A 23,973-nucleotide genomic window follows, 5' to 3' on the forward strand; every position below is an offset into this window, starting at 1 on the left:
CTTATGAAAACACGTTTTATAGCTTTCCTTTTGTTGTTCGTAATGAACTTGGGAGTATTTGCGCAATCTTCCTATCAGCCTACCGAAGAGAATCTGAAAGCACGGCAGGAATTTCAGGACAATAAGTTTGGTATTTTTCTTCATTGGGGGCTATACGCTATGCTCGCTACCGGTGAGTGGACTATGACAAACAATAATCTGAATTATAAAGAGTATGCCAAACTGGCAGGCGGATTTTATCCTTCCAAGTTTGATGCGGACAAATGGGTGGCAGCTATCAAAGCTTCAGGAGCTAAATATATCTGTTTCACTACCCGTCATCATGAAGGTTTTTCTATGTTCGATACTAAGTATTCGGATTATAACGTAGTCAAAGCTACTCCTTTTAAAAGAGATATTGTGAAAGAACTGTCAGCAGCCTGTGCCAAGCAGGGCATCAAGCTCCATTTTTATTATTCACATCTTGACTGGGCGCGTGAGGACTATCCCTGGGGACGTACAGGGCAGGGCACGGGTCGCTCGAACTCGAAAGGAGATTGGAAAAGTTATTATCAATTCATGAATAACCAGTTGACAGAATTGCTGACGAATTACGGCCCGATAGGGGCTATTTGGTTTGACGGATGGTGGGATCAGCCCAAAACTTTTAACTGGGAATTACCGGAACAGTATGCTCTGATTCACAAACTCCAACCGGGGTGTCTGGTGGGTAACAATCATCATCAGACGCCTTTTGATGGAGAAGATATCCAGATTTTCGAACGCGATCTGCCCGGTGAAAATGCTTCGGGGCTTTCCGGACAGGAGGTTAGTCGCCTGCCGTTGGAGACTTGTGAAACAATGAATGGTATGTGGGGATATAAGATTACCGATCAGAATTATAAATCAACAAAGACATTGATTCATTATTTGGTGAAGGCAGCCGGTAAGAATGCCAATCTTTTGATGAATATCGGTCCTCAACCCGATGGAGAGCTTCCTGCGGTAGCTGTACAACGCTTGGCAGAGATGGGAGAGTGGATGAAACAATATGGTGAAACGATTTATGGAACACGAAGCGGTGCAGTTGCTCCACACGATTGGGGAGTGACAACACAAAAAGGAAATAAGCTCTATGTGCATATTCTTGACCTGAAAGATGCGGCTTTGTTCCTGCCGTTGACAGATAAGAAGGTCAAGAAGGCAGTCTTGTTTAAAGATCAGTCTCCGGTTCGTTTCACAAAGACGAAAGCCGGTGTTTTGCTCGAATTCGCCGAGGTTCCGAAAGATATTGACTATGTGGTAGAACTGACAATTGACTAATTTTTAGCTAATTCTTCATAAAAGCAAGGGGAAACTATTCTGACATTGAACGTTTCCCCTTATTTTTGGCAAACAATTTGTTTATAAAGATATAGAGTAATAATTAAAATTGAAAAGTATATGATGTCTTATTGGGTATTATTTATAGGAATCGCTGTTGTAAGTTGGTTGGTACAGATGAATTTGCAAAACAAATTCAAGAAGTACTCTAAGATTCCTACAGGAAACGGAATGACAGGACGCGACGTTGCTTTAAAAATGTTGCATGACAATGGAATTTATGACGTACAGGTTACACATACGCCGGGACGGTTGACCGACCACTACAATCCTACTAACAAAACGGTGAATTTGAGTGAAGGGGTGTATGAAAGTAACAGTATAATGGCAGCTGCCGTAGCAGCTCATGAATGTGGACACGCTGTACAACATGCACGCATGTATGCTCCGCTGAAAATGCGTAGTGCGCTGGTTCCGGTTGTAAACTTTGCCTCTTCCATTATGACGTGGGTATTGTTGGGTGGTATCTTGTTGATAAACTCTTTCCCGCAGTTATTGCTGGCAGGTATTATCCTGTTTGCTATGACTACATTGTTCAGCTTTATCACGCTGCCGGTGGAGATCAATGCAAGTAAACGTGCGTTGGTATGGTTGAGTTCATCCGGCATTACTAATTCGTATAATCATGCACAGGCTGAAGATGCTCTTCGTTCTGCTGCTTATACGTATGTAGTTGCTGCATTAGGCTCACTGGCTACATTGGTATACTACATCATGATCTTCATGGGTAGAAGAGACTAAGAAATGAAAAAGGGAGAAAAGTGCGTTTATTAACTTCTCTCCATAGAATATAAAAAGATCCTCCGCAGTCTTTCCGAAGACTATGGAGGATTTTTTGTATTGTTTAGGGCCTTACTTGAGTGTTTCTTTACGATATTGATAGGGGATGGACACAATACGTGTGATTTTTTCAAATATATGTAAGCATTGCTCGGAAATTTGCAGTAAATTTGCGCAATTAAAATTATAAACAGTAATATTATGGCAGCAAAACCAAGTATTCCTAAAGGAACTCGTGACTTTTCGCCGGTAGAAATGGCGAAGCGTAATTATATATTCAATACGATTCGTGACGTATACCATCTGTATGGTTTCCAGCAGATAGAGACTCCTTCGATGGAGATGCTTTCTACACTGATGGGAAAGTACGGCGATGAGGGAGATAAACTACTCTTTAAGATTCAGAATTCAGGAGATTACTTTTCCGGGATTACTGACGAAGAATTGTTAAGCCGTAATGCTGCCAAACTGGCAAGCAAATTCTGTGAGAAAGGTTTGCGTTACGACTTGACAGTGCCTTTTGCCCGTTATGTAGTGATGCATCGTGATGAGATCACTTTCCCGTTCAAACGCTATCAGATTCAACCGGTATGGCGTGCCGACCGTCCGCAGAAAGGACGTTATCGCGAATTTTATCAATGTGATGCCGATGTTGTAGGAAGCGATTCGTTATTGAACGAAGTGGAATTGATGCAGATTGTCGATACCGTTTTTAGTCGTTTCAATATTCGTGTATGTATTAAGATTAACAACCGCAAGATTCTTTCCGGTATTGCTGAAATTATAGGCGAATCGGATAAGATTGTAGATATTACCGTAGCAATTGACAAACTGGATAAAATCGGTCTGGATAATGTAAATGCCGAACTGAAAGAGAAGGGAATCAGTGATGAGGCTATTGCCAAGTTGCAGCCGATCATTCTTCTTAGTGGTACGAATGCGGAGAAATTGGCAACACTGAAGAATGTGTTATCAGCCAGTGAAGTAGGGCTGAAGGGAGTGGAAGAGAGTGAATTTATTCTGAATACATTGGAAACAATGGGCTTGAAGAATGAAATAGAGCTTGATCTTACATTGGCTCGCGGACTGAACTATTATACAGGAGCTATCTTTGAAGTGAAAGCACTGGATGTACAGATTGGCAGTATCACTGGTGGTGGTCGTTATGATAATCTGACCGGAGTATTCGGTATGGCAGGAGTGTCCGGAGTGGGTATCTCTTTTGGTGCAGACCGTATCTTCGATGTCCTGAACCAGCTCGAACTTTACCCGAAAGAAGCTGTAAACGGAACAGAACTTCTGTTTATCAACTTTGGTGAAAAGGAAGCTGCATACTCTATGGGAATTTTGGCTAAGGTACGTGCTGCCAATATTCGTGCCGAGATTTTCCCGGATGCTGCCAAGATGAAGAAACAAATGAGTTATGCCAATGCGAAGAATATTCCGTTTGTAGCTATTGTCGGTGAGAACGAAATGAACGAAGGCAAAGTGATGTTGAAGAATATGGAGACAGGAGAACAGAACCTTGTTTCAGCAGACGAACTGATTGCTATTGTGAAGAAATAAGCGGAGATATTAGAACTAAGTATGTCATCATAATTAGTTAATATAAAGAGTTCGTCTTAACATAAAAATGAAGTGAACCCCAAAAGTTAGATAAAGAACTTTTGGGGTTCGCTTCAAAATAAAAAAGAGAAGATTTCTTTTTTTAATATTTTATTTGATCTAGTATTCCATTGAGGAAAGCAATTGCTACTCCATAGTTCGTCATAGGAATGTGCTGCTCCCGCGCACGTTCGATGCGACTAAGTACGTATTTACGGTTAAACATACATGCTCCGCAATGGATAACTAAAGAGTAAGGAGTCAGATCTTGTGGAAAGTCGGTTCCTGCTACCATATCAATTTGCAGATTCTCTCCAATCCGTTTCCGTAACAAACGAGGAAGTTTCACTCTTCCTATATCTTCTGAAAGGGGAGCGTGCGTACAAGCTTCCGCTATCAGTACACGTGACGATTCCGTCAGTCTTTCGATGACAGCTGCACTTTCTACATAATAGTGAGTATCACCTTTATATCCTGCGAAAAGTACAGAAAAAGAAGTCAGTTCACTTTCTTTTGGTTTCTGTTCATAAATCGCTTTGAAAACTTGTGAATCGGTGATGATTAACTTCGGAGGACGGGCAAGGGCTTGTAGGGTTGCAGAAAACTTATCAGTGGTGCAAGTTACTACGAGGCATTTTTTATCCAACAATTCACGGATAGTCTGCACTTGCGGTAAGATCAGTCTGCCCTTGGGAGCTTGGATATCCTGCGGCATTACTAAAAGTACAAGGTCATTTTCTGTAACAAGTTCCCCGGTGATACTTTGTTGACCGAAGTCCGAAGGTAATTTTTCGAGGATGGCTTGCCGGATCAGTTCGATTCCTATCTTTTCTTTGGCACTGATAAGCAAGGGGTGTATTTTACATTGTTCCTCGATATATGTAGCTAAATGATCGCTATTCTCTCGTATATCTATTTTATTCAATACCGGAATGACAGGGATATTCTTCTCTTTCAATAGCGCCAGTATCTCTTTTTCATGAGAAAAGGTAGTGTCTTCACATAATAACAATGCAATATCCGTTTTCTCAATAGCCTTTAAAGTCCGGCTGATACGCAGTTCTCCAAGCTCTCCTTCATCATCGAATCCCGGAGTATCTATAAAAAGACAAGGACCAATACCTTGAATCTCCATTGCTTTAGACACAAGGTCGGTAGTCGTTCCGGGAGTATTTGAAACGAGCGCGATGTCCTGTCCTGTCAACGCATTGATAAGAGAAGACTTACCACTGTTCCGTCTACCAAAAAGGGTGATATGAAGTCTGTTAGCATTTGGAGTATCTGTTAGGCTCATAATTGATAATTTTTCAACTTGTTAATTCGTGCGTAGCTAATTGGCAGATTGATATGTTAGCACATCAATGTATTATTTAAAATCTAAAGTCTCTTTGTCCTGCAGCTATTGCTTTGAGATTCCGGATAGCTATTTCCCTGATTTTGGGATTGGGGATTCGTTCCGTTTCTTTTAGAATCAGTTCCAATCCTTTCTGTCGCGTATCTTCTGAAGCATAATCTTCCAGATACTCTTTCAGAGTCATCAGGGCATTCGGTCCGCAACAGTTTGCTATCTGACCGGATTTCACTAATGACATGAAACGGTCTCCCGTCCGTCCTTCCCGGTAACAGGCTGTACAGAAGCTGGGGATATATCCGAGTTCGAGCAACCAGTTGACCACTTCGTCTAATGTCCGGGTGTCGCTCACATCAAATTGGGCAGAATTATGATCGGGTAATTCCGTTTCAGCATATCCGCCTACACTGGTACGCGAACCGCCACTGATTTGTGAAATACCCAATTCGAGCACTTTCTTGCGTGATTCTTGCGATTCACGTGTAGAAATAATCATTCCCGTATAAGGAACGGCAATTCGGATAACAGCTACAATCTTGCTGAATATCTCATCCGAAATAGCGTTTGGGAAATCTCCCGCATCGATGTCATCTGCCGAACAGATGCGCGGCACACTGATTGTATGCGGCCCTACACCGAATTTGGCTTCCAAATGTTCGGCATGCATTAATAATCCGATAAAATCATACCGATAAGTATTCAAACCGAAAAGAACACCAATGCCTACATCATCGATTCCTCCTTCCATCGCGCGGTCCATCGCTTCGGTGTGATAAGCGTAATTGCTTTTAGGTCCGGTGGGATGGAGAGCTTCGTAGTTATCTTTGTGATAAGTCTCTTGGAATAAGATATACGTGCCGATACCCGCTTCTTTCAATCGGCGATAATTTTCTACTGTAGTGGCTGCGATATTTACGTTTACCCGGCGGATAGCTCCGTTTTTATGCTTGATACTATAAATCGTCTGAATAGATTCCAGAATATATTCTATCGGGTTCAGTGACGGATGCTCACCGGCTTCAAGAGCCAGTCGCTTATGTCCCATATCCTGCAAAGCAATTACCTCCCGGCGGATTTCTTCCTGTGTCAGTTTCTTGCGTGCAATAGTCTTGTTTTTGGCATGATATGGACAATATACGCAACCGTTTACGCAATAATTAGATAAATAAAGCGGTGCGAACATGACGATACGGTTGCCGTAAAACTTCTGTTTGATTTCTTTGGCGAGATGAAAGATACGTTCTATCAGGTCAGGTTGGTTACACTCCAGCAGAATAGCCGCTTCCCGGTGCGTCAGTCCCTTGCACAACGCTGCCTTTTCAATCAGTTGTTCAATCAGGACACGATTATCCTTATTGTTCTGTGCATATTCCAGCGTATCCAAAATTTCTTCGTGATGGATAAACTCTTCTGCTTTGGATGAATCTTTTTGGTATATCATAATATTCTTTGTTTTTTCACCACAGATTACACGGATTCACACAGATTAAAATTTAATTCGAAATAAATCTGTGTGAATCCGTGTAATCTGTGGTGCACTTAAAGTCGCCTCTTTCGGTAGATATCTCATAACCGATGGTATTCAACTGCTTTTGTAAGGTAGCCAGTCCTTCGGCGGATTCCGCTCCGAGTGAAGCTTTGTCATTGTATAATTCATATTTTTTCCGTTCCTCCCGGGGAGACAGGTTGGGCATAACCACATTTGCACCAGCCAATATACCCCGCTCTCTGCCATCAGGGATAAGAGTGGCGAGAGCCGTTGTTGCCGGAATCAATGCGGATGGATGCATCAAACGGAAGATCGATAATAGAAGAATCGTCCGTTCCACCGTTCCGCTGGGATATTGGGCAAAAGGCGTATCATGATGGGGTAGGAAAGGGCCGATGCCAATCATTTCCGGCTGTAGCTTTTCAATGAACAAGATATCCTCGATGATATGTTCTACTGTTTGCCCTGGGCTGCCGACCATAATTCCGGTTCCTGTCTGATAGCCGATGTCTTTTAAATCCGCTAAACATTGCAGGCGCTGTTTGCCGGACATTTCTGCCGGATGCAGTTGCCGGTAATGTGACTCATTGTGAGTTTCGTGACGTAACAGATAACGGTTGGCTCCGGCACGGAAGAAACGTTCGTATGCATCACGCGACTTTTCTCCGAGCGACAGTGTAATGGCACAATCCGGATAATTCTGCCTGATACGGGCAACAGTCATTTCTATCCGATCGTCTGTCAGTGCGGGATCTTCTCCTCCTTGCAGCACGAAAGTGCGGAAACCTAATTTATATCCTTGCCGGCAACAATCCAGTATACTTTCCAGGTTCAATCGGTAACGTTCGATATTGGGATTTCCTTTTCGGATGCCACAGTAATAACAGTTGTTCCGGCAGCAATTGCTGACTTCAATCAGTCCACGGATATAAATCTTATTTCCGAAGTGGCGGAGAGCGACTTCCTGCGCCTGTTTATTGATGTAACGCAGGGTTTCTGCGTCACATCCGGTCAACAGTTGCCGGAGCTCTTCCGGGCTAAGTGTTCTTTCCTGCCGTAGTTTATCGATCCATTGTTTCATAGCTCTCTTTTCGTTTGAGCAGCTCTTGTGCCAATTGGCGACGTCCCGAAACAATATCATTATGCGTACTTGGTCCGGTGATACATCCACCTTCGCATGCCATCACTTCAATAAACTGTCCCGCAGCCTTTCCTGTTTTGGCGCAGGCACGCAACAGAGCGATATTCTTTTTATTGATGTCCGACACTTGTATTGCATTGATTTTATCCGCTTCCTCTTTCAGATAAGCTTTGACAGCTCCCATCACACCACCTGCCTGTGCAAATCCATGTGCTTCGCGAACAGACGTATGTAATACAGAGAACTCCTGTACCTGTTCCAGTTCAATACCCAACCCGTCGAGAATCGAACCGATTTCTTCAAACGTCAGAATATAATCCACCGCTTCGTCACGACGTACTTCTTTGCGTTTAGCCACACAAGGGCCGACAAACACAACCTTAGCATCCGGATGCTTCTCTTTGGCAATCCGTGCGGCATAGTACATCGGTGATCCGGTGGTAGAAACGTAAGGTTTCATATCCGGAATATGTTTCTCTACCAGCTCGATATAAGAAGGGCAACAGGAAGTAGTCATAAATTTCTGTCCCTCTTCCAATTTCTCCAGTAACTCGTGTGCTTCATTGCTGGTGGTTGCCATAGCACCTTCAGCCACTTCGATCACATCTGTAAATCCTATTTCTTTGAAAGCACCGTACACTTGTCCGATAGAAGTCTTAAACTGTCCCAGAATAGACGGAGCAACGATGGCAACCATCTTTTCTCCTTTACGGATGCGTTGCAATACATCGAATGTTTGCGAGATTTCGAAGATAGCACCGAACGGACAAGCATTCATGCATTTTCCGCAGTAGATACACTTGCTCTCATCAATGTGTTCTATGCCGTGTTCATCTTTGCTGATAGCTTTTACCGGACAAGCCTCTTCACAAGGCACGGGAATATATACAATAGCGTGATAAGGACAACTCTTGTGACAAATACCGCAACTGACACATGTGTCATGGTCAATCATTGCCTGACCGTTTTTCTTGAAACGTATCGCATCTTTGGGGCAATTCATGTAACAGCTACGTGCCACGCATCCGCGACAAAGGTTGGTTATTTCATAATTGATCTGTACACAGGAAGAACAGGCCTCGTCGATGACGCACATGATATTTTCCTTGTCCGGTTCGGGGCGGCTCAATGCCAATCGCGCATATTCGGAAAGCGGGGTAACTTCGTCGTGTTCGTCTGTCATATCCAGTCCCATCAGAGGAAAAGTCTTGTACCTCCACACTGCGCGTTCTTTATGTACGCAACACCGTCCTAGGGGTTTTGATTTTCGTGGACTCAACTCAATCGGGAGCCGGTCTATCTTTTCCACTAATTCGTCGTTTTTCCAGAGTTTAACGAGGTCTGCCAGCAATTTATGCCGGACAATCATAATATTATTCGTAAATGCCATATTGCAATAAAGAGGTTGTTAGTTAGTTGGTGCAAAGATACGAACAGAATTTCAATATTTAAGTTTTTTGAAACATTCTTGTAACTTTTTTGTAGCCCTCGCATGTTATCTTTGTAGTGGACAAAAAAACTAAGAGGAGGCAGAGTTATGAATAGCAGTATTTTCGAGCAACGTAGTCGTTTTGCCATGATTGGCGCATTGATGGTTATTATCAGCCTGCTGTTTTTATTCTACATGGGAAGTTCTTTGGTAAGCTCTACCAAAAAATATCTGGAGCAGATACAAGGGATAGAGATCACTTGTATCGACACAGACGAATAAAAACAAGCAACCGAAAGGTAGGATAACCCAGGGGAAATTTGTATTTTTGCCGGAAGAAAAAACAGACCTTATGGAAGAAAAGAATAGAGCCTGGAAAACGGTGAGTAGTAAATATCTATTTCGCCGTCCGTGGCTGACTGTGCGTTGCGAAGATATGTTGCTTCCCAACGGTAACCATATCCCCGAATATTATATTCTTGAGTATCCCGACTGGGTAAATACGATTGCCATTACAAAAGATGGTAAATTTGTTTTTGTCCGCCAGTACCGTCCGGGAATTGAACGAACTTGTTATGAACTTTGTGCCGGTGTCTGTGAGAAGGAAGACGCTTCACCGTTAGTGTCCGCCCAGCGTGAATTGTGGGAGGAAACAGGCTACGGAAAAGGAAACTGGCAGGAATATATGGTGATTTCCGCTAATCCGAGCACTCATACCAATCTGACTTATTGCTTTCTTGCTACAGACGTGGAACTGATAGACCATCAGCATCTGGAAGCTACTGAAGATATCAGTGTACATCTGCTTACATTGGAAGAGGTGAGAAGCCTGCTTGATAAGAACGAAATTATGCAAGCGCTGAATGCTGCTCCATTGTGGAAATATATAGCAAATCTGTATCCAGAATATAATAAGGATAAAGTAAGGGTTGAGTGAGACCGGAGAAAAACAAAAGTGAGTTTCACGCATAACTGATAAAAGATAGTACGGGATGAAGAAATCCCTTTTTATAATTGGAGGTCTGGACTGAAGAGTTCGGCCCTCTTTTATTTAGCCTCTCAAGTACGTATAGAAAAGTTTCTTTTCAGCCTATGCAAACTTCTTCTGCATGGGAAGAAAACTTAGTAAGGTTATAGGGCAAACTATAATTGCAACTTTTGATTATATGAATGAAGGTTTCATTTTTATAATTGCAATCTTTGTTTTTATAAATGCAACTTGCGTTTATAGATTGAAGTAAAGGGAAAGTAACTTTTCCTCAAGAGGAAAGCAAGTTTTCTCCTTATAGAGAATAAGTTTTCTAACCATATTCCGTAAAACAGATAATAAGAATTAAGAAATGGCGATATAGGTTTGTTTAGCGGCTATTCCAATACAAAAATAATAGTTTTATTTACGGGTGCCCAGTCATAGATAAACTTGGCATGGGAAGTTGCATTTCGTACGCACATGTGCGAACGCGGTGTCGTTCCTAACGACGGACTATATTCTATCTGTGCCTTGCGGGGAGCATTGACCGGTACTCCGTGAATATAGGCTCCATCCGTGAAACGACTTGCATAAGGAGCATAACCTCCTGTCTCTTTCGAACCGTCTTTTAGAAATACCATCTTCGCTTTCTTTTCCTGTAATACAAACATTCCTAAAGGAGTTTCCTGTGCATATGGTGGCAGGTGACGTCCCGTAGTGGAAGGATTCATGCTGCGAACCATCCATTGCCCTTCTCCGCTACGTTCGAGAGCTGCGATATTCTGATTGTGGCGGTCTACGAAAACAGCTTTGTTGAAAACAATCGTATCTCCGATTACTTTGACATACTTTTTAGGAATCATCCATTCATCTCCGGTAAACATTGGCTCTGCTTTTATGAATTTTTCCCCATCTTCGATAAAACGGGTTAGTTCTCCATCCTGACCGTATCGTTCGGGCACTAATGTGTCGGTCAACAAATAAAGCGGAACGGATTGGTAACGTTCTATGCCGAGAGTATCCGCCACCCGTCCGTAAGCGTTTCTTTTGAAATTTCTCACAAGCGGTGCTTCTCCATTTCTATTTTTGTAATTCTGGAGAATTGCCCAAGTGGAAGGCTGCAATTGTATATTTTCAAGCAAAGCCAGCCGTTCTTTGATTTTGTCCCATTGAAACTGCCGGGTAGTGTCTTTATAAGGATAGGTGTCTTCCAATGTATATTGGTCATACAATAAATCTTTGGTGATTTGTATTTGCTCTGCTGTGAGTTTCTTTTCAACAGGTTTAACCTCGGGTTGAGTTATTGTATTTTGCGACAGCGAATCTGTCTGTTGTTGTTCATGTACAGGAGAAATCTCCCCTGTACGCGAAGTGCAGGAGGAGAAGACGCAAGAGGCAATGATGAGGCCGGATGCTATTCTATTCATATTATTTATACAGTGCATTTGATGGTTCGTTTACGAATATACATCATTATAAGGAATAATCCTTTTGTTTTGTTTAAAAAGTAGGTGACAAATATACTTTTTTGCCATACAGTGCAAGTTGTCAGTCATTTTGTCAGTCAATTTCTGACAAAGAATCATTTATTTACTTTGGCACGCTTTTCGCAATGACTTTAGCGTTCCGCCTGAAAGACGGTGGATAACATCTACAATTAAATGTATAACTAAAATATAACAAGTAACTATGAACATTAAACCATTAGCAGACAGAGTGCTTATCCTCCCTGCACCTGCAGAAGAAAAAACAATTGGTGGTATCATTATTCCTGATACAGCAAAAGAAAAACCTTTGAAGGGTGAAGTTGTGGCAGTAGGTCACGGTACGAAAGATGAAGAGATGGTATTGAAAGTAGGCGATACAGTTCTTTATGGTAAATATGCCGGAACAGAACTTGACGTTGAAGGTACTAAATATCTTATCATGCGTCAGAGCGATGTTCTCGCTGTTTTGGGTTAATTAATAATAGTAAATAGTAAATCTTTAAATAGTAAATAAAGAGATGGCAAAAGAAATATTATTCAATATCGATGCCCGTGACCAATTGAAAAAAGGTGTCGATGCTTTGGCAAATGCAGTAAAAGTAACTCTGGGCCCGAAAGGACGTAACGTTATCATTGAGAAGAAATTCGGTGCTCCGCACATCACAAAAGACGGTGTGACAGTAGCAAAAGAAATCGAATTGGCAGATGCTTACCAGAATACTGGTGCACAGCTGGTAAAAGAAGTTGCTTCTAAGACAGGTGACGATGCCGGTGACGGTACAACTACTGCAACCGTTCTTGCACAAGCTATCGTAGCTGAAGGTTTGAAGAACGTAACTGCTGGTGCTAGCCCGATGGATATCAAACGTGGTATCGACAAGGCTGTTGCCAAAGTGGTAGAATCAATCAAGGATCAGGCTGAAACTGTAGGTGATAACTATGACAAGATCGAACAAGTTGCTACCGTATCTGCAAACAACGACCCGGTTATCGGTAAATTGATTGCTGACGCTATGCGTAAAGTTTCTAAAGACGGTGTAATCACTATCGAAGAAGCAAAAGGTACAGACACTACTATCGGTGTAGTAGAAGGTATGCAGTTCGACCGTGGTTATTTGTCAGCTTACTTCGTGACAAATACAGAAAAGATGGAATGTGAGATGGAGAAACCTTACATCCTGATCTATGACAAGAAGATTTCTAACCTGAAAGATTTCTTGCCTATCCTCGAACCGGCTGTACAAACAGGTCGTCCTCTATTGGTAATTGCAGAAGATGTAGATAGCGAAGCGTTGACTACATTGGTAGTAAACCGTCTGCGTTCTCAATTGAAGATCTGTGCTGTGAAGGCTCCGGGCTTCGGCGATCGTCGTAAAGAAATGTTGGAAGATATCGCTATCCTGACAGGTGGTGTTGTTATCAGCGAAGAAAAAGGTTTGAAACTGGAACAAGCTACTATCGAAATGTTGGGTACTGCTGACAAAGTTACAGTTACTAAAGACTATACAACCGTTGTAAACGGTGCAGGTAACAAAGACAGCATCAAAGAACGTTGCGAACAGATCAAAGCACAAATCGTGGCAACTAAGTCTGACTATGACCGCGAGAAATTGCAGGAACGTCTGGCTAAATTGTCAGGTGGTGTAGCTGTTCTCTATGTAGGTGCTGCTTCTGAAGTGGAAATGAAAGAAAAGAAAGACCGTGTGGACGATGCTTTGCGTGCAACTCGTGCTGCAATCGAAGAAGGTATCATCCCGGGTGGTGGCGTAGCTTATATTCGTGCAATCGACGTTATCGAAGATATGAAGGGTGACAATGCTGACGAAACAACCGGTGTTGAAATCATCAAACGTGCTATCGAAGAACCACTTCGTCAGATCGTTGCTAACGCTGGTAAAGAAGGTGCGGTAGTTGTTCAGAAGGTACGTGAAGGCAAGGGTGACTTTGGTTACAACGCTCGTCTGGACATTTACGAAAACTTGCATGCTGCCGGTGTAGTAGACCCTGCTAAGGTTGCTCGTGTAGCTTTGGAAAATGCAGCTTCTATCGCTGGTATGTTCCTGACTACTGAATGTGTAATTGTAGAAAAGAAGGAAGATAAACCTGAAATGCCGATGGGCGCTCCCGGAATGGGAGGCATGGGCGGAATGATGTAATTCCAGCTTTCGCTTAAGAATATATAAAGAAGATAAGAACCACTTTCCCTGATAAGGGGAGGTGGTTCTTTTTTTGCATTCCTGCAACATCTCTGCCTTCAATTTGTTCGATTGTTGGAATACCCTTATATTTATTGTCTAATTTATTAATAAATCGAGAGATGTTGAAAGTAGTAACATTTATGAAGCAAGTAGCCCGTGGGCTACAGATGGAGGGAAACTTTGGTACTGCCCATGTATACCGTAGCAGTCTCAATGCCATCATTGCTTATTGTGGGAAAGAGGATTTCACCTTCCATGAGGTGAGTCCGGAGTGGTTAAAAGGGTTCGAAGTGCATCTTCGTAGTCGTGGATGTAGTTGGAATACTGTCTCCACTTATTTGCGCACGTTTCGTGCTGTTTATAATCGTGCTGTCGATCTTCGTAAGGCACCTTATGTGCCTCACTTGTTTCGTTCTGTTTATACAGGTACTCGTGCCGATCATAAACGTGCGTTAGGTGAGGAGGATATAAAGAAAGTATTTGCCAGGTTATCACAGGCTTTTGTCGGTTCTCCGTCATTACGCAAGGCACAGGAATTATTTATCCTTATGTTTTTATTGCGCGGTTTACCTTTTGTCGATCTCGCCTATTTGCGTAAAAGTGATTTACGTGACAATGTGATTACATATCGCAGACGTAAGACAGGTCGCACCTTGTCGGTGACTCTGACTGCGGAAGCGATGATTCTGGTAAAGAGATATATGAACCGTGACAGCTCTTCTCCTTATCTGTTTTCTTTGTTAAAGAGTCGTGAAGGGACTCCGGAGGCTTATCGTGAATATCAGTTGGCATTGCGCACATTCAATCGTCAGTTGATGTTGCTGGGCGAATTGTTGGGATTAGGTGATAGATTGAGTTCTTACACTGCCCGCCACACTTGGGCTACGACAGCTTATTATTGTGAGATTCATCCGGGTATTATTTCCGAAGCAATGGGACATTCTTCCATCACTGTAACCGAAACGTATCTGAAGCCTTTCAGGAATAAGAAAATAGATGAAGCTAATAGACAGGTCGTTGATTTTGTGAAGCGTACAATTAGTGGATTAATTGCTTGATAAATAGTCTGTTACTTTGTAGGTAACGGGAATAAATACCGGTGCAAATATGAGCATATTTCTTAAAACAACCAAACGAAATCACACATTTTTTCTAATAAACTACTCAAAACAGGAATAGGACAGATAAAACACGCGGATTCTTTGTATTAGGGCTTTGTTAACTTCTAAATTTTACACAAGATTTCCCCTCCCCGCTACTTGCTTTCAAAAGCAGGGGTAAAAATGTTTCGTAGCATATCGTATCATTTTTCAGTATTGATTACTCCCGAAGAGCAGGCACAAAGGTTCTTCCGTTACCTACAAAGTAACGGGCATGCTATTATTGAAACTTAGTGTTTAATAATATATTATTAATGTAATTTTTAAGTAGTTATGAAAAGAAAATTTGTAAAAGTGATGTTCTTCGGGGCGTTGGCACTTTCTACTGTCACCTATGTAGGCTGTAAAGACTATGATGATGACATCGACAATCTGCAAACACAGATTGACGCAAACAAAGCCAGCATCGCCGATCTGCAGAAGTTTGTGAATGAAGGCAAATGGGTTAAATCCGTTGAAGATGTTGCCGGAGGTTTCAAGATCACATTTGATGATGGAAAGTCTTATTCTATTGTTAACGGTACCAATGGAACTAATGGAACTGATGGAAAGAACGGTACTAAAGTTACTATTGGTGCTAATAACAATTGGTTCTTTGATGGAATAGATTCTGGTCAATCTGCTGTTGGTCCTAAAGGTGATAAGGGAGACGATGGCAAAGACGGAGAAGATGGTAAGGATGGAGTAAACGGGAAATCTCCTCGTATCAGTGCTACCACTGGATGCTGGGAAGTTTATAACACAGAGACTGGAGTATGGGAATCTACAGATATAGTAGCTAATGCAACAATCTATATTACTGAAGTTGCTGGCAATCCATTGATTTGGGAACTTCATGTCCGTGAATTGAAGTCTGATGGTACTTATGCTGAATCTTCTGTAACACTTCCTAAAGCAGGTTCTATTGTTAGCATGGATGCTGTTAGTGTAGATGTTAATGCAAAACTGACACTTGGAAGTACGATTACATTATTCTGCGGAAAAACAACTGGTAAGGTTGATTTTAACGGTCATAAGTATGCAGAGAATGAAGTTCTTGTCGCTTCTGGCTCATCTAAAATACAGGCTTTGATTAATCCGGCAGATGTAAATGTGCAACTTTATAATATAGGTTTGACAGACTCTAAAGATAATCAGTTCTTCCAAATTCTAAAAGGAAGTATTCAGGAAAATATGACTGAAAAACCTTTATCTCGTGCTGCTGGTGATAAAACAGCTAATAAAGGTGTTTATGATATGAATGTCACTTTCAATAAGGATGCTGATAACTTTGATTTGGCAAATATTCCTGCAAAAGGTTCTTATGCTCTTACTACCCGTGATCCTTTTGGAAATGAAATTATTTCTAAATATGATGTGACAATTAATGTGGATCAGTCAGCTCCAACTTTGAGTGATGCTACTGCAGAAGCAATTATCAATACTGCTTGTGACTTGAACGCATTGATGCCGGGTACTGATAAAGTTGTTGATTGCAAATATTCTTTAGCCTTGACTAGTGATCCAGGCGAATTGAAAGCTGAAAACATTACTTTGTCAGGATCAACCATTACTGCTAAGAGTGCAGGAACAGCTACTATTAAAGTAGAATATCTGAAAACAAATGGTGAAGTGGTTAAAGAAGTAGCTGCTCCTACATTGAAGATCACATTTAAGTATTATGCTGATCCTGTAGTTTTGGGTACAATGAAATGGACTGTTAATGCTGACGCTACTAAGAACACTGCTGACATTGCTCTTACTGACGAAGTGAAAGCACTTTTCAATCAGACAGGATATTCATTGGACGCAAATCCGACTATTGGCTTTAAGAACGATGTTGTGAAAGTGAATGGAACTAATGTGACCTATGATTCACAGAGTATTACACTTGCTTTGGTTGATAAAAATGCTGGTGTATCAGGAGCTACAACTAAAGATTGGGTGATTCGTGCAACCTTTAAACCTGAATCGGTTTGTGCTACTACACATACTGTTTCTGTCAATGTAAACAATGCCAATGGTTCTTCTGCACTGGGCAACGAAGTAGCAAAAGTTCTTAACTTTGAGATTGTAGTTAATCCGTTCGAAGGATTTAAATGGGACGGAAGACGTCTGGCTGGCTACTTTGACGGTAATAAGGGAACTGCAACCGGTGTTATAAGCGGAACTGATGTAAATCAGAAAGTTACTTATAACTTATATGGTTTGTATTCTGCTGAAACTAAGAGCGATGCAGCATCTTATATCAAGTTTGATGAAGAGAAGCCTCTTCCAGAAGGCTTTACTAGCTGGTTTGCAAATGGTGGAAGTAAAACTACTGGTGATATCGTAGTTGCAAAAGCTCCTGCCAAAGGTGGTGTAGGCGTTGCTCGTACTATCAAAGCTATTTATAGTCCGTTTAATAATAGTAGATTGGAAAATATTACAGATGAAATCAGTCTGACTGTTGTTTCTGGATTAGGAACTTTGAAATATAGTGGCACAAATAAGGAAATCAAGAATGAAAGTGGTACTACTATTAAGGCTGACGAATTTAAAATCGCGGACATAGCTAATGGTAAGGATCTTGCATTGAAAGATGCTAAAATTACTTTAGTTTGGACTGGTGATAAGAATGCTCAAGACTATTTGGATATGTCAAATTTGTCAACTTGGAATGTTCAAAGCAATAGCACATTGACTGTGAAGAAGAAAACTTCTGCACAGATTGTAACAGCTCAAACTTGTAAACTGACCTTGACTGCAACTGATGAATGGGGTGTAACTCATGCAACAACTGTAACAATTGTAGTCAATAAGTTTGAATAATAAAAATCAAACCCTTCTTCACCTTGTGTGAAGAATACGCCGAGAAGAAACAGAGTGAAGGATTTGGCTTGTGAAAGTCAATCCTTCCAATTCTGTTCTTCTTATAGAAAGGGATACCTCCCTTATTTCCCACAGGTATCCCTTTTCTTTATTTCATAATGTCTCCTTATTTGCACTAGAAACCAATTTGCTAGTCCCTTATTTCCCTATAGATTAAGGAGATGTTTTGAGAATATAGAAAACCCGGGCTTGCGAAAGTCCGGGTTTTCTTATTAGTCTTTATTTATCGGATTGAATAAGATGAAAGTCCTCATCATACAATCCCACGAGTAAGCTTTGCCCTTTATCATCTACTTTTAGTCCGCCATATACGGCTTTTTGATAAAGAGTATCCTGTCCTTCTTCAAAGAAGAAAGATTCGGCGCCGAGGAAGAGGCGTCTATTTATTCTTTTATATTTGATGACTAGCTCATTGTCGTTTACAGGTTTCAACGTATTTTGTAATCGTACAATTTCTCCTACCTGATTACTGTCCGTTCGGAGTATGGCATAACCGCGTGTGTCGGTTTGCTCATCTGGCAGATTTGATGAGGCTTCTTTGTAGTTAAGTCTCATATAGTCTCCTTGCATAAGAGAGCGGGGATCGACGGGGGCTAGCTGTAACAAAACCAACTGTCCGTCTTTCAAGGTTTGCTCTTTCTGATAAACCGACCAGTTGAAATACCCCAATAGCAGTATCAGGTTTGCGATAATCAATATTCGGCTATACTTTTTCATGTCTTGTTCTTTTTTGAGTGAAGAAATACCAGGCTGCAATACATGCAATTCCGATGAAGAAAAGCGTTATGGATTTGGTAAGCAGGCTCAAATTCAAATCATAATAGTATTTGGAAACAGCATAGATAAAGAGAAGGAGCGAGGCAGCACACTCCGCTTTGTAACCATAATGGAAACATATTAAAATCAGTAACAAACTACCGGATAAATAAGGAGCAAACACGGTGGGCAGACAGATAACAATACAAAGAATGTAGATGCCAACCTGATTCACTGGATGATCCACTTTCATGACCTGCATGATTCGTTGAACCATGATAAGAATTCCGAACCATATACAAACAGACAGTATGCAGGACACAAGCCAACTATTTGTTTCTGATATCATGTAATTGATTGATAATCCTCCCAGTGAGACGATACCGGATACGAATAATCCGAAATGAAATGGTTTGTATTTGGAAAGGTAATTCTCTGTTCCTATACACTCAAACAACTTGTTTTCAAAGATGTTGGTAAATAGAAACACTCCAAGGATAGGGACTACGGCTATTTGCAAGGGATAAAACGAAGAGAAGACATGGGCGGCTTCTCCGAAGAGAGATATATTAAACAGAATGACTGAAAGAAAGGGGAGGATAAACCCTCTTGATAGCAAGAATGTGAGAATACTGATTCCCATAAGTGTAATGAAAAGGAGATTAATGCTGGGATTTATACCGAAGCCAATCAATACACATCCGGCTATGTATAAAGTGATGTTCATTGCATCCAGAAAAGACCGGACCACCATGCGGCTGATTGTTAGCGTAGTGAGAATTAATATACTTCCAGCAATCAGGCAAGAAATATCGGAGCGGAGGATTCTGGCAAGTGCCAGAAATCCCAAAAAGAAAATAGCCGTCAGGATCCCCCCGATAATGGATACGACTTGAATAGTGAGGTTATGCTTCTGTGCCATACCAGTGCTTTTTTAGATGAAGAATGATGTAAATGAGCAAAGTTGTTCCGGTGATGACAATAACTCCTCCGTAGAAGAATATCTGAACATCCCTAAGATTGCTTTGTGATATGAATGTAGTCAATAGAATCATTAATGCGGCAAACGGAATGATAGCCAGATAGAACAGGCTTTTTACTTTCCATCCATACCAAAGTCCTGCAGAGAATAGAAGGACAGTGCTTATGAGGGGAACAGACAATATAGCGTTCTCTTCGCAAATTGCCATCATTAACAGAAAACTGGTGTGTAGAATAGTAGCCAGTGAAAGAAGACTGACAAACCAACGATTGTTTCTGTTCAAATGACCTTTTGCGCTCATCCATTCCGTGATGATCGTTGTCAAGGCACATATCCAGGTTACTGCATTAGCCAACAAAGTCATTTCCCAAGAGTTGGTATTAGCTATCTGTATATTGTACAACCATATCGTAGTGCAAAGTAATCCGATGAACGTCAGCCATAACGGAGAGAAACGGATAGCAACCGCCCAGAGAATGGTGAAAAGAGTCCATCCCAGGAAAAGATCGTAAGCATCGGCTCCCGTCTGGTAGATTTGTCCGAAGACAGCGAAAAGCGTACCTATCAGGAACGTAGCTCCGGTCAGGAGAATCTGTTTGACGAGCTTATTCCAACGGGTGAATGTAGCGAGCAGGACAGAAGCTACTAATAACACCTCTACTATTCCTAACTTTGCAAATTTAGGTAATTCATCCCAGTTGTAGGCAAAAAAGAAGATAATGCCTGCCACTGTAAAACCAACGCCCACTGCCAATAAAAAAACAGAAAGGAATTGATTCCATTGTTTTTTATCAGCGTACAGTGCTTGTCGGGATAAAGGCGAAGAGTCGGTCTTTTCCATGTGTTTTTACTTTTTGATGATTACAAACATAAGAAAATAAAATGATTATCACCTCAAGATAGACTATAAAAAGGTATGACTTACCATATTGAAATAGACAATAATAGTAAGTCATACTTTGAGAGAGGTAATGAAAATATTAAAAATAGAATAACTTAAAATACCTCCCGTATATGCTTAAAGTTAGAATTGATCGTATCAATCACTTCTTGTGAACGGCCGTTGATTAACAACTTATACATTGACTGCGCGAAGCCCACCATTTGCCCGAATTCAATTTTGGGAGGCATGGCCAGTGCGTTCGGATCGGTCATGATATTAACAAGTACTGGACCGTCCAGTTCGAATGCATTCAATAAGGTAGTCAACACTTCTTCCGGATCACTGACATTAAACCCGGTCATTCCCATTGCTTCGGCCACTTGGGCGAAGTCAGGATTCAACATGTTCGTTTGCCAGTCCGGCAGTCCGTCTACTTCCATTTCCAACTTCACCATTCCCAATGAACGGTTGTTGAATACGATGATTTTAATCGGCAACTTATATTGTACAACGGTTTCCAAGTCTCCTAAAGTCATCGATAATCCACCATCTCCGCAAAGCGCAACCACCTGACGATCCGGATAAGCCAACGCGGCACCGATAGCTTGCGGCAACGCATTTGCCATCGAACCATGATTGAAAGAACCCAGCATGTGGCGTTTGCCCGTTGCTTGCAGATAACGTGCTCCCCATACACAAGTCATTCCCGTATCTACCGTAAACACAGCATCGTCCGAACTTAGTTTGTCTATTTCAGACATCACATATTCGGGATGAATCTTATTTACGCCCCCTTTATCTTCTGTGTAAGCGGCCAAATCCTTCTTTACTCCCTCGTATCTTTTGAGTTGTTTCAGTAAGAAAGAATCATCCGTTTTCGGATTCAGCATACGCAATAAAGACTGGATGCTAAGTTTGACGTCTCCACAAAGCCCGATATCCACCTTTGCACGACGTCCCAGACGTTCGGGCTTTATATCAATCTGGGCTATCTTGATGTCATCCGGCAGGAAAGCAGAATACGGAAAGTCAGTGCCGAGCATGAGAAGCACTTCAGCTTCATGCATACTGTAATATCCCGAAGGCATTCCCAACAATCCCGTCATACCCACTTCATACGGATTCTCATATTGCACCTCCATCTTTCCTTTGAAAGTATATACCACCGGAGCGTTCAGCTTCTCGGAAAGCGCGATCACTTCTTCGTGAGCTCCCCGGCAACCGATGCCGCAGAAAAGAGTGATACGTGTATGTTTGTTTAGCAAGTCGGCCAGTTGAGCCAAATCTTCTTCCGACGGGCAAACCTCCGGTGGGGCAGGATAGTTTCGGACCGACGAGTCGACAGCAACGGCAGAAGCCTTTGCCAAGTCTCCCGGCAACCCGATGACGGACACCCCTTTACGGGTGACAGCCGTTTGTATGGCCGATTGGAGCATACGTGGAAATTGCTTGGGAGTAGTGGCTACTTCATTATAATAACTGCAATCGTTAAAAAGTTTGATTGTATTCGTCTCCTGAAAATATTCCGTACCGAATTCTCCGGTAGGAATCGTAGAAGCGATGGCGATTACCGGTGCCCCGGAACGGTGCGCGTCATACAAACCGTTGATAAGATGAACGTGTCCCGGTCCGCTACTTCCCGCGCAGCATCCCGGACGGCCGGTCAGTTGTGCTTCTGCAGCAGCGGCATACGCTCCTGTCTCTTCATGGCGCACATGTATCCATTTTATTTGATCGTTTTTTCTGACTGCTTCGTTTACCTCATTCAGACTGTCGCCTGTTACGGCGTAAATGCGTTCAACTCCGGATTTAACCAAAGTATCTATCAGTTGTTCTGCTATTTTTTTTGCCATAGCTGTAATTGGTTTAGGATTGATTTTTATGTAATAACAGATGTCTGCAAGGAAAAGTTCTAATTTAACATATGCTAATAACGCCTTTGTGTCGGGACACATCACCGCTTTTATGTTAAAAATAATTCTGTAACAACTTTTTAGTAAAGACGTATAAACAAATGCAATATCCTTTTGTTATCTTTATAGGCGAAATCTTAACCTAATGTATTAAACCTCTTAATTACTCTAGAAAAATGAATAGAAATGAAATCGGTGTAAATGCCGGTAAGGTTTGGCAACTGCTTAGCAATAACGAAAAGTGGAGCTACGGACTTCTGAAGAGAAAGTCCGGGTTGAAAGATAAAGAGCTGGGTGCCGCTTTAGGGTGGTTGTCAAGAGAGAACAAGATTGAGTTCGATCAGTGTGATGAAGAACTTTATGTATATCTCTGTGTGAATGTTTATATTGGCTAAAAGAATTTGGCACTTTAACGAAAACAGCAGAATCTCCGGAGGGATGACAGCCCGGTCAGTCCTTCGGAGATTCTCGTTTTTTATCCTTTTTCCTTTTAATGTATCTTCCTTTCAATTGATTTCCGGAAATAATTCTGTTACTTTGCACCACGAATTAAAATGCAAGAAACAATGAGAAGTTTTGCCTCTGACAATAATTCCGGTGTGCATCCGTTGGTAATGGAAGCCTTGAACCGGGCCAATATAGACCATTCTTTAGGATATGGCGATGACAAATGGACAGAAGAAGCCGTAGCGAAGATCAAAGAAACCTTCACCCCGAACTGTGTTCCTTTGTTTGTATTCAACGGAACAGGCAGCAATGTGGTAGCATTGCAATTGATGACCCGCCCGTATCATTCTATCTTTTGCGCGGAAACAGCTCATATCTATGTAGATGAGTGTGGCTCTCCCGTGAAAATGACAGGTTGTCAGATTCGCCCGATTGCTACTTCCGACGGTAAACTTACCCCGGAATTAATGCAACCTTACCTGCACGGTTTCGGCGATCAGCACCATTCGCAACCCAGAGCTCTCTACATCTCCCAATGTACCGAACTTGGCACCATCTACACGCCCGAAGAGTTGAAACGCCTGACTGACTTTGCCCATCTGAATGGTATGTATGTACACATGGATGGAGCTAGAATAGCCAATGCCTGTGCCGCCCTGAATCTTTCCCTTAAAGAACTGACGGTAGATTGCGGAGTCGATATTCTTAGTTTCGGCGGAACGAAGAACGGACTGATGATGGGAGAGTGCGTGATTGTATTTAATAAAGACCTGCAATCGGAAGCCCGTTTCGTCCGTAAGCAATCCGCCCAGCTCGCTTCGAAGATGCGTTACCTCTCTTGCCAGTTTACGGCATACCTCACTGACGACCTTTGGCTGAAGAATGCCAGTCACGCCAATGCGATGGCTGCCAAACTTTATGCGGAATTGAAGCAACTGCCCGAAGTAACTTTTACCCAAAAAGCCGAGAGTAACCAACTATTCTTCACCATGCCCCGCCCGGTTATCGACCGGATGTTGGAGTCTTATTTCTTTTATTTTTGGAACGAAGAGAAGGATGAAATCCGCCTGGTAACTTCTTTTGATACGACAGAAGAAGATGTAGACGAGTTTATAAGACTTTTGAAACGTTAAAAAGGAAATTCAGGACAACAAAAGCGCCTGAAACTCT

20 protein-coding genes are annotated in these 23,973 nt (G+C 41.9%); 11 read left to right on the forward strand and 9 right to left on the reverse strand.

The annotated features are described in order from the left end of the window. Positions 1-3: 3 nt before the first annotated feature. The 3 genes from ACT8YW_RS00750 to hisS all read left to right on the forward strand — a co-directional run bounded on the left by ACT8YW_RS00750 (position 4) and on the right by hisS (position 3,708). Positions 4-1,302, forward strand: coding sequence for an alpha-L-fucosidase (locus ACT8YW_RS00750; protein WP_444103673.1), 1,299 nt, complete (start codon positions 4-6; stop codon positions 1,300-1,302). A 120-nt stretch (positions 1,303-1,422) separates the two neighbouring features. Further along, positions 1,423-2,103 carry a zinc metallopeptidase gene (locus ACT8YW_RS00755; protein ID WP_004301089.1) on the forward strand — a complete coding sequence of 227 codons (681 nt, stop codon included), beginning with the start codon at positions 1,423-1,425 and terminating at the stop codon, positions 2,101-2,103. 240 nt (positions 2,104-2,343) lie between these two features. Then, on the forward strand, positions 2,344-3,708 hold the full coding sequence (gene hisS, locus ACT8YW_RS00760; RefSeq protein WP_004314016.1) for a histidine--tRNA ligase: 1,365 nt from the start codon (positions 2,344-2,346) through the stop codon (positions 3,706-3,708). Positions 3,709-3,850: 142 nt separating this feature from the next. Here hisS and hydF read toward each other — a convergent pair whose 3' ends face one another. The 4 genes from hydF to ACT8YW_RS00780 form a co-directional block, all read right to left on the reverse strand. After that, on the reverse strand, positions 3,851-5,041 hold the full coding sequence (hydF, locus tag ACT8YW_RS00765; RefSeq protein ID WP_444103674.1) for a [FeFe] hydrogenase H-cluster maturation GTPase HydF: 1,191 nt from the start codon (positions 5,039-5,041) through the stop codon (positions 3,851-3,853). Positions 5,042-5,117: 76 nt separating this feature from the next. After that, positions 5,118-6,539, reverse strand: coding sequence for a [FeFe] hydrogenase H-cluster radical SAM maturase HydG (hydG, locus tag ACT8YW_RS00770; RefSeq protein WP_444103675.1), 1,422 nt, complete (start codon positions 6,537-6,539; stop codon positions 5,118-5,120). A 52-nt stretch (positions 6,540-6,591) separates the two neighbouring features. After that, a complete protein-coding gene (gene hydE / locus ACT8YW_RS00775; RefSeq protein ID WP_444103676.1) occupies positions 6,592-7,668 on the reverse strand; it encodes a [FeFe] hydrogenase H-cluster radical SAM maturase HydE in 1,077 nt (358 codons plus the stop codon). Further along, complete coding sequence (locus ACT8YW_RS00780) at positions 7,649-9,118, reverse strand: 4Fe-4S dicluster domain-containing protein (protein WP_004314012.1); 1,470 nt, start codon at positions 9,116-9,118, stop codon at positions 7,649-7,651. Before ACT8YW_RS00780 ends, hydE begins: the two co-directional genes overlap by 20 nt. Before the next feature lie 147 nt (positions 9,119-9,265). On the opposite strand from ACT8YW_RS00780, the gene ACT8YW_RS00785 reads away from it, so the two are divergent. Both ACT8YW_RS00785 and ACT8YW_RS00790 read left to right on the forward strand, forming a co-directional pair. Beyond that, positions 9,266-9,439 carry a hypothetical protein gene (locus ACT8YW_RS00785; RefSeq protein WP_008015767.1) on the forward strand — a complete coding sequence of 58 codons (174 nt, stop codon included), beginning with the start codon at positions 9,266-9,268 and terminating at the stop codon, positions 9,437-9,439. 70 nt (positions 9,440-9,509) lie between these two features. After that, positions 9,510-10,094, forward strand: a complete 585-nt coding sequence (locus tag ACT8YW_RS00790) for an NUDIX hydrolase (protein WP_444103677.1) — start codon at positions 9,510-9,512, stop codon at positions 10,092-10,094. Positions 10,095-10,522: 428 nt separating this feature from the next. Here ACT8YW_RS00790 and ACT8YW_RS00795 read toward each other — a convergent pair whose 3' ends face one another. After that, positions 10,523-11,572 (reverse strand): L,D-transpeptidase, encoded by a 1,050-nt coding sequence (locus tag ACT8YW_RS00795; RefSeq protein WP_444103678.1) that lies wholly within the window; start codon positions 11,570-11,572, stop codon positions 10,523-10,525. Between the two features lie 244 nt (positions 11,573-11,816). Here ACT8YW_RS00795 and ACT8YW_RS00800 point away from each other — a divergent pair, with 244 nt between their 5' ends. From ACT8YW_RS00800 to ACT8YW_RS00815, 4 genes are all read left to right on the forward strand, one after another. Beyond that, complete coding sequence (locus tag ACT8YW_RS00800) at positions 11,817-12,089, forward strand: co-chaperone GroES (protein ID WP_004314007.1); 273 nt, start codon at positions 11,817-11,819, stop codon at positions 12,087-12,089. A gap of 43 nt (positions 12,090-12,132) precedes the next feature. Beyond that, entirely contained in the window at positions 12,133-13,770 is a 1,638-nt protein-coding gene (gene groL, locus ACT8YW_RS00805) for a chaperonin GroEL (RefSeq protein WP_225450593.1), read from the forward strand. A gap of 161 nt (positions 13,771-13,931) precedes the next feature. Beyond that, entirely contained in the window at positions 13,932-14,870 is a 939-nt protein-coding gene (locus ACT8YW_RS00810; protein ID WP_120144120.1) for a tyrosine-type recombinase/integrase, read from the forward strand. Positions 14,871-15,245: 375 nt separating this feature from the next. Then, a complete protein-coding gene (locus ACT8YW_RS00815) occupies positions 15,246-17,762 on the forward strand; it encodes a hypothetical protein (protein ID WP_444103679.1) in 2,517 nt (838 codons plus the stop codon). 279 nt (positions 17,763-18,041) lie between these two features. Here the strand turns inward: ACT8YW_RS00815 and ACT8YW_RS00820 are convergent, their stop codons facing one another. The 4 genes from ACT8YW_RS00820 to ACT8YW_RS00835 form a co-directional block, all read right to left on the reverse strand. Continuing rightward, complete coding sequence (locus tag ACT8YW_RS00820; protein WP_444103680.1) at positions 18,042-18,539, reverse strand: GDYXXLXY domain-containing protein; 498 nt, start codon at positions 18,537-18,539, stop codon at positions 18,042-18,044. Next, positions 18,526-19,500 carry a DUF4401 domain-containing protein gene (locus ACT8YW_RS00825; protein ID WP_444103681.1) on the reverse strand — a complete coding sequence of 325 codons (975 nt, stop codon included), beginning with the start codon at positions 19,498-19,500 and terminating at the stop codon, positions 18,526-18,528. Before ACT8YW_RS00825 ends, ACT8YW_RS00820 begins: the two co-directional genes overlap by 14 nt. Further along, positions 19,484-20,401: a DUF2157 domain-containing protein gene (locus ACT8YW_RS00830; RefSeq protein ID WP_444103682.1), complete on the reverse strand. Its 918-nt coding sequence runs from the start codon at positions 20,399-20,401 to the stop codon at positions 19,484-19,486. The genes ACT8YW_RS00825 and ACT8YW_RS00830 overlap by 17 nt, the downstream gene beginning before the upstream one ends. 155 nt (positions 20,402-20,556) lie before the next feature. Next, on the reverse strand, positions 20,557-22,296 hold the full coding sequence (locus tag ACT8YW_RS00835; protein WP_032842260.1) for a thiamine pyrophosphate-dependent enzyme: 1,740 nt from the start codon (positions 22,294-22,296) through the stop codon (positions 20,557-20,559). A 236-nt stretch (positions 22,297-22,532) separates the two neighbouring features. Between ACT8YW_RS00835 and ACT8YW_RS00840 the strand changes: the two genes are divergently transcribed. Together ACT8YW_RS00840 and ACT8YW_RS00845 are read left to right on the forward strand one after the other, a co-directional pair. Further along, positions 22,533-22,751 carry a winged helix-turn-helix domain-containing protein gene (locus ACT8YW_RS00840; protein WP_004313999.1) on the forward strand — a complete coding sequence of 73 codons (219 nt, stop codon included), beginning with the start codon at positions 22,533-22,535 and terminating at the stop codon, positions 22,749-22,751. Between the two features lie 171 nt (positions 22,752-22,922). Next, positions 22,923-23,936, forward strand: coding sequence for a threonine aldolase family protein (locus ACT8YW_RS00845; protein WP_444103683.1), 1,014 nt, complete (start codon positions 22,923-22,925; stop codon positions 23,934-23,936). Positions 23,937-23,973 lie beyond the last annotated feature (37 nt).

The organism is Bacteroides sp. (assembly GCF_052357945.1).
In the GTDB taxonomy this organism is placed as follows: domain Bacteria; phylum Bacteroidota; class Bacteroidia; order Bacteroidales; family Bacteroidaceae; genus Bacteroides.

Bases quoted from the DNA above. Each gene is read 5' to 3' on its own strand.
- ACT8YW_RS00790 (WP_444103677.1), top strand. From the start codon at position 9,510: ATGGAAGAAAAGAATAGAGCCTGGAAAACGGTGAGTAGTAAATATCTA.
- ACT8YW_RS00810 (WP_120144120.1), top strand. From the start codon at position 13,932: ATGTTGAAAGTAGTAACATTTATGAAGCAAGTAGCCCGTGGGCTACAG.
- hydF (WP_444103674.1), bottom strand. From the start codon at position 5,041: ATGAGCCTAACAGATACTCCAAATGCTAACAGACTTCATATCACCCTT.
- ACT8YW_RS00825 (WP_444103681.1), bottom strand. From the start codon at position 19,500: ATGGCACAGAAGCATAACCTCACTATTCAAGTCGTATCCATTATCGGG.
- ACT8YW_RS00795 (WP_444103678.1), bottom strand. From the start codon at position 11,572: ATGCACTGTATAAATAATATGAATAGAATAGCATCCGGCCTCATCATT.
- hydG (WP_444103675.1), bottom strand. From the start codon at position 6,539: ATGATATACCAAAAAGATTCATCCAAAGCAGAAGAGTTTATCCATCAC.
- ACT8YW_RS00780 (WP_004314012.1), bottom strand. From the start codon at position 9,118: ATGGCATTTACGAATAATATTATGATTGTCCGGCATAAATTGCTGGCA.
- hydE (WP_444103676.1), bottom strand. From the start codon at position 7,668: ATGAAACAATGGATCGATAAACTACGGCAGGAAAGAACACTTAGCCCG.
- ACT8YW_RS00845 (WP_444103683.1), top strand. From the start codon at position 22,923: ATGAGAAGTTTTGCCTCTGACAATAATTCCGGTGTGCATCCGTTGGTA.
- ACT8YW_RS00785 (WP_008015767.1), top strand. From the start codon at position 9,266: ATGAATAGCAGTATTTTCGAGCAACGTAGTCGTTTTGCCATGATTGGC.
- ACT8YW_RS00750 (WP_444103673.1), top strand. From the start codon at position 4: ATGAAAACACGTTTTATAGCTTTCCTTTTGTTGTTCGTAATGAACTTG.
- ACT8YW_RS00830 (WP_444103682.1), bottom strand. From the start codon at position 20,401: ATGGAAAAGACCGACTCTTCGCCTTTATCCCGACAAGCACTGTACGCT.
- ACT8YW_RS00800 (WP_004314007.1), top strand. From the start codon at position 11,817: ATGAACATTAAACCATTAGCAGACAGAGTGCTTATCCTCCCTGCACCT.
- ACT8YW_RS00815 (WP_444103679.1), top strand. From the start codon at position 15,246: ATGAAAAGAAAATTTGTAAAAGTGATGTTCTTCGGGGCGTTGGCACTT.
- ACT8YW_RS00835 (WP_032842260.1), bottom strand. From the start codon at position 22,296: ATGGCAAAAAAAATAGCAGAACAACTGATAGATACTTTGGTTAAATCC.
- hisS (WP_004314016.1), top strand. From the start codon at position 2,344: ATGGCAGCAAAACCAAGTATTCCTAAAGGAACTCGTGACTTTTCGCCG.
- ACT8YW_RS00755 (WP_004301089.1), top strand. From the start codon at position 1,423: ATGATGTCTTATTGGGTATTATTTATAGGAATCGCTGTTGTAAGTTGG.
- ACT8YW_RS00840 (WP_004313999.1), top strand. From the start codon at position 22,533: ATGAATAGAAATGAAATCGGTGTAAATGCCGGTAAGGTTTGGCAACTG.
- groL (WP_225450593.1), top strand. From the start codon at position 12,133: ATGGCAAAAGAAATATTATTCAATATCGATGCCCGTGACCAATTGAAA.
- ACT8YW_RS00820 (WP_444103680.1), bottom strand. From the start codon at position 18,539: ATGAAAAAGTATAGCCGAATATTGATTATCGCAAACCTGATACTGCTA.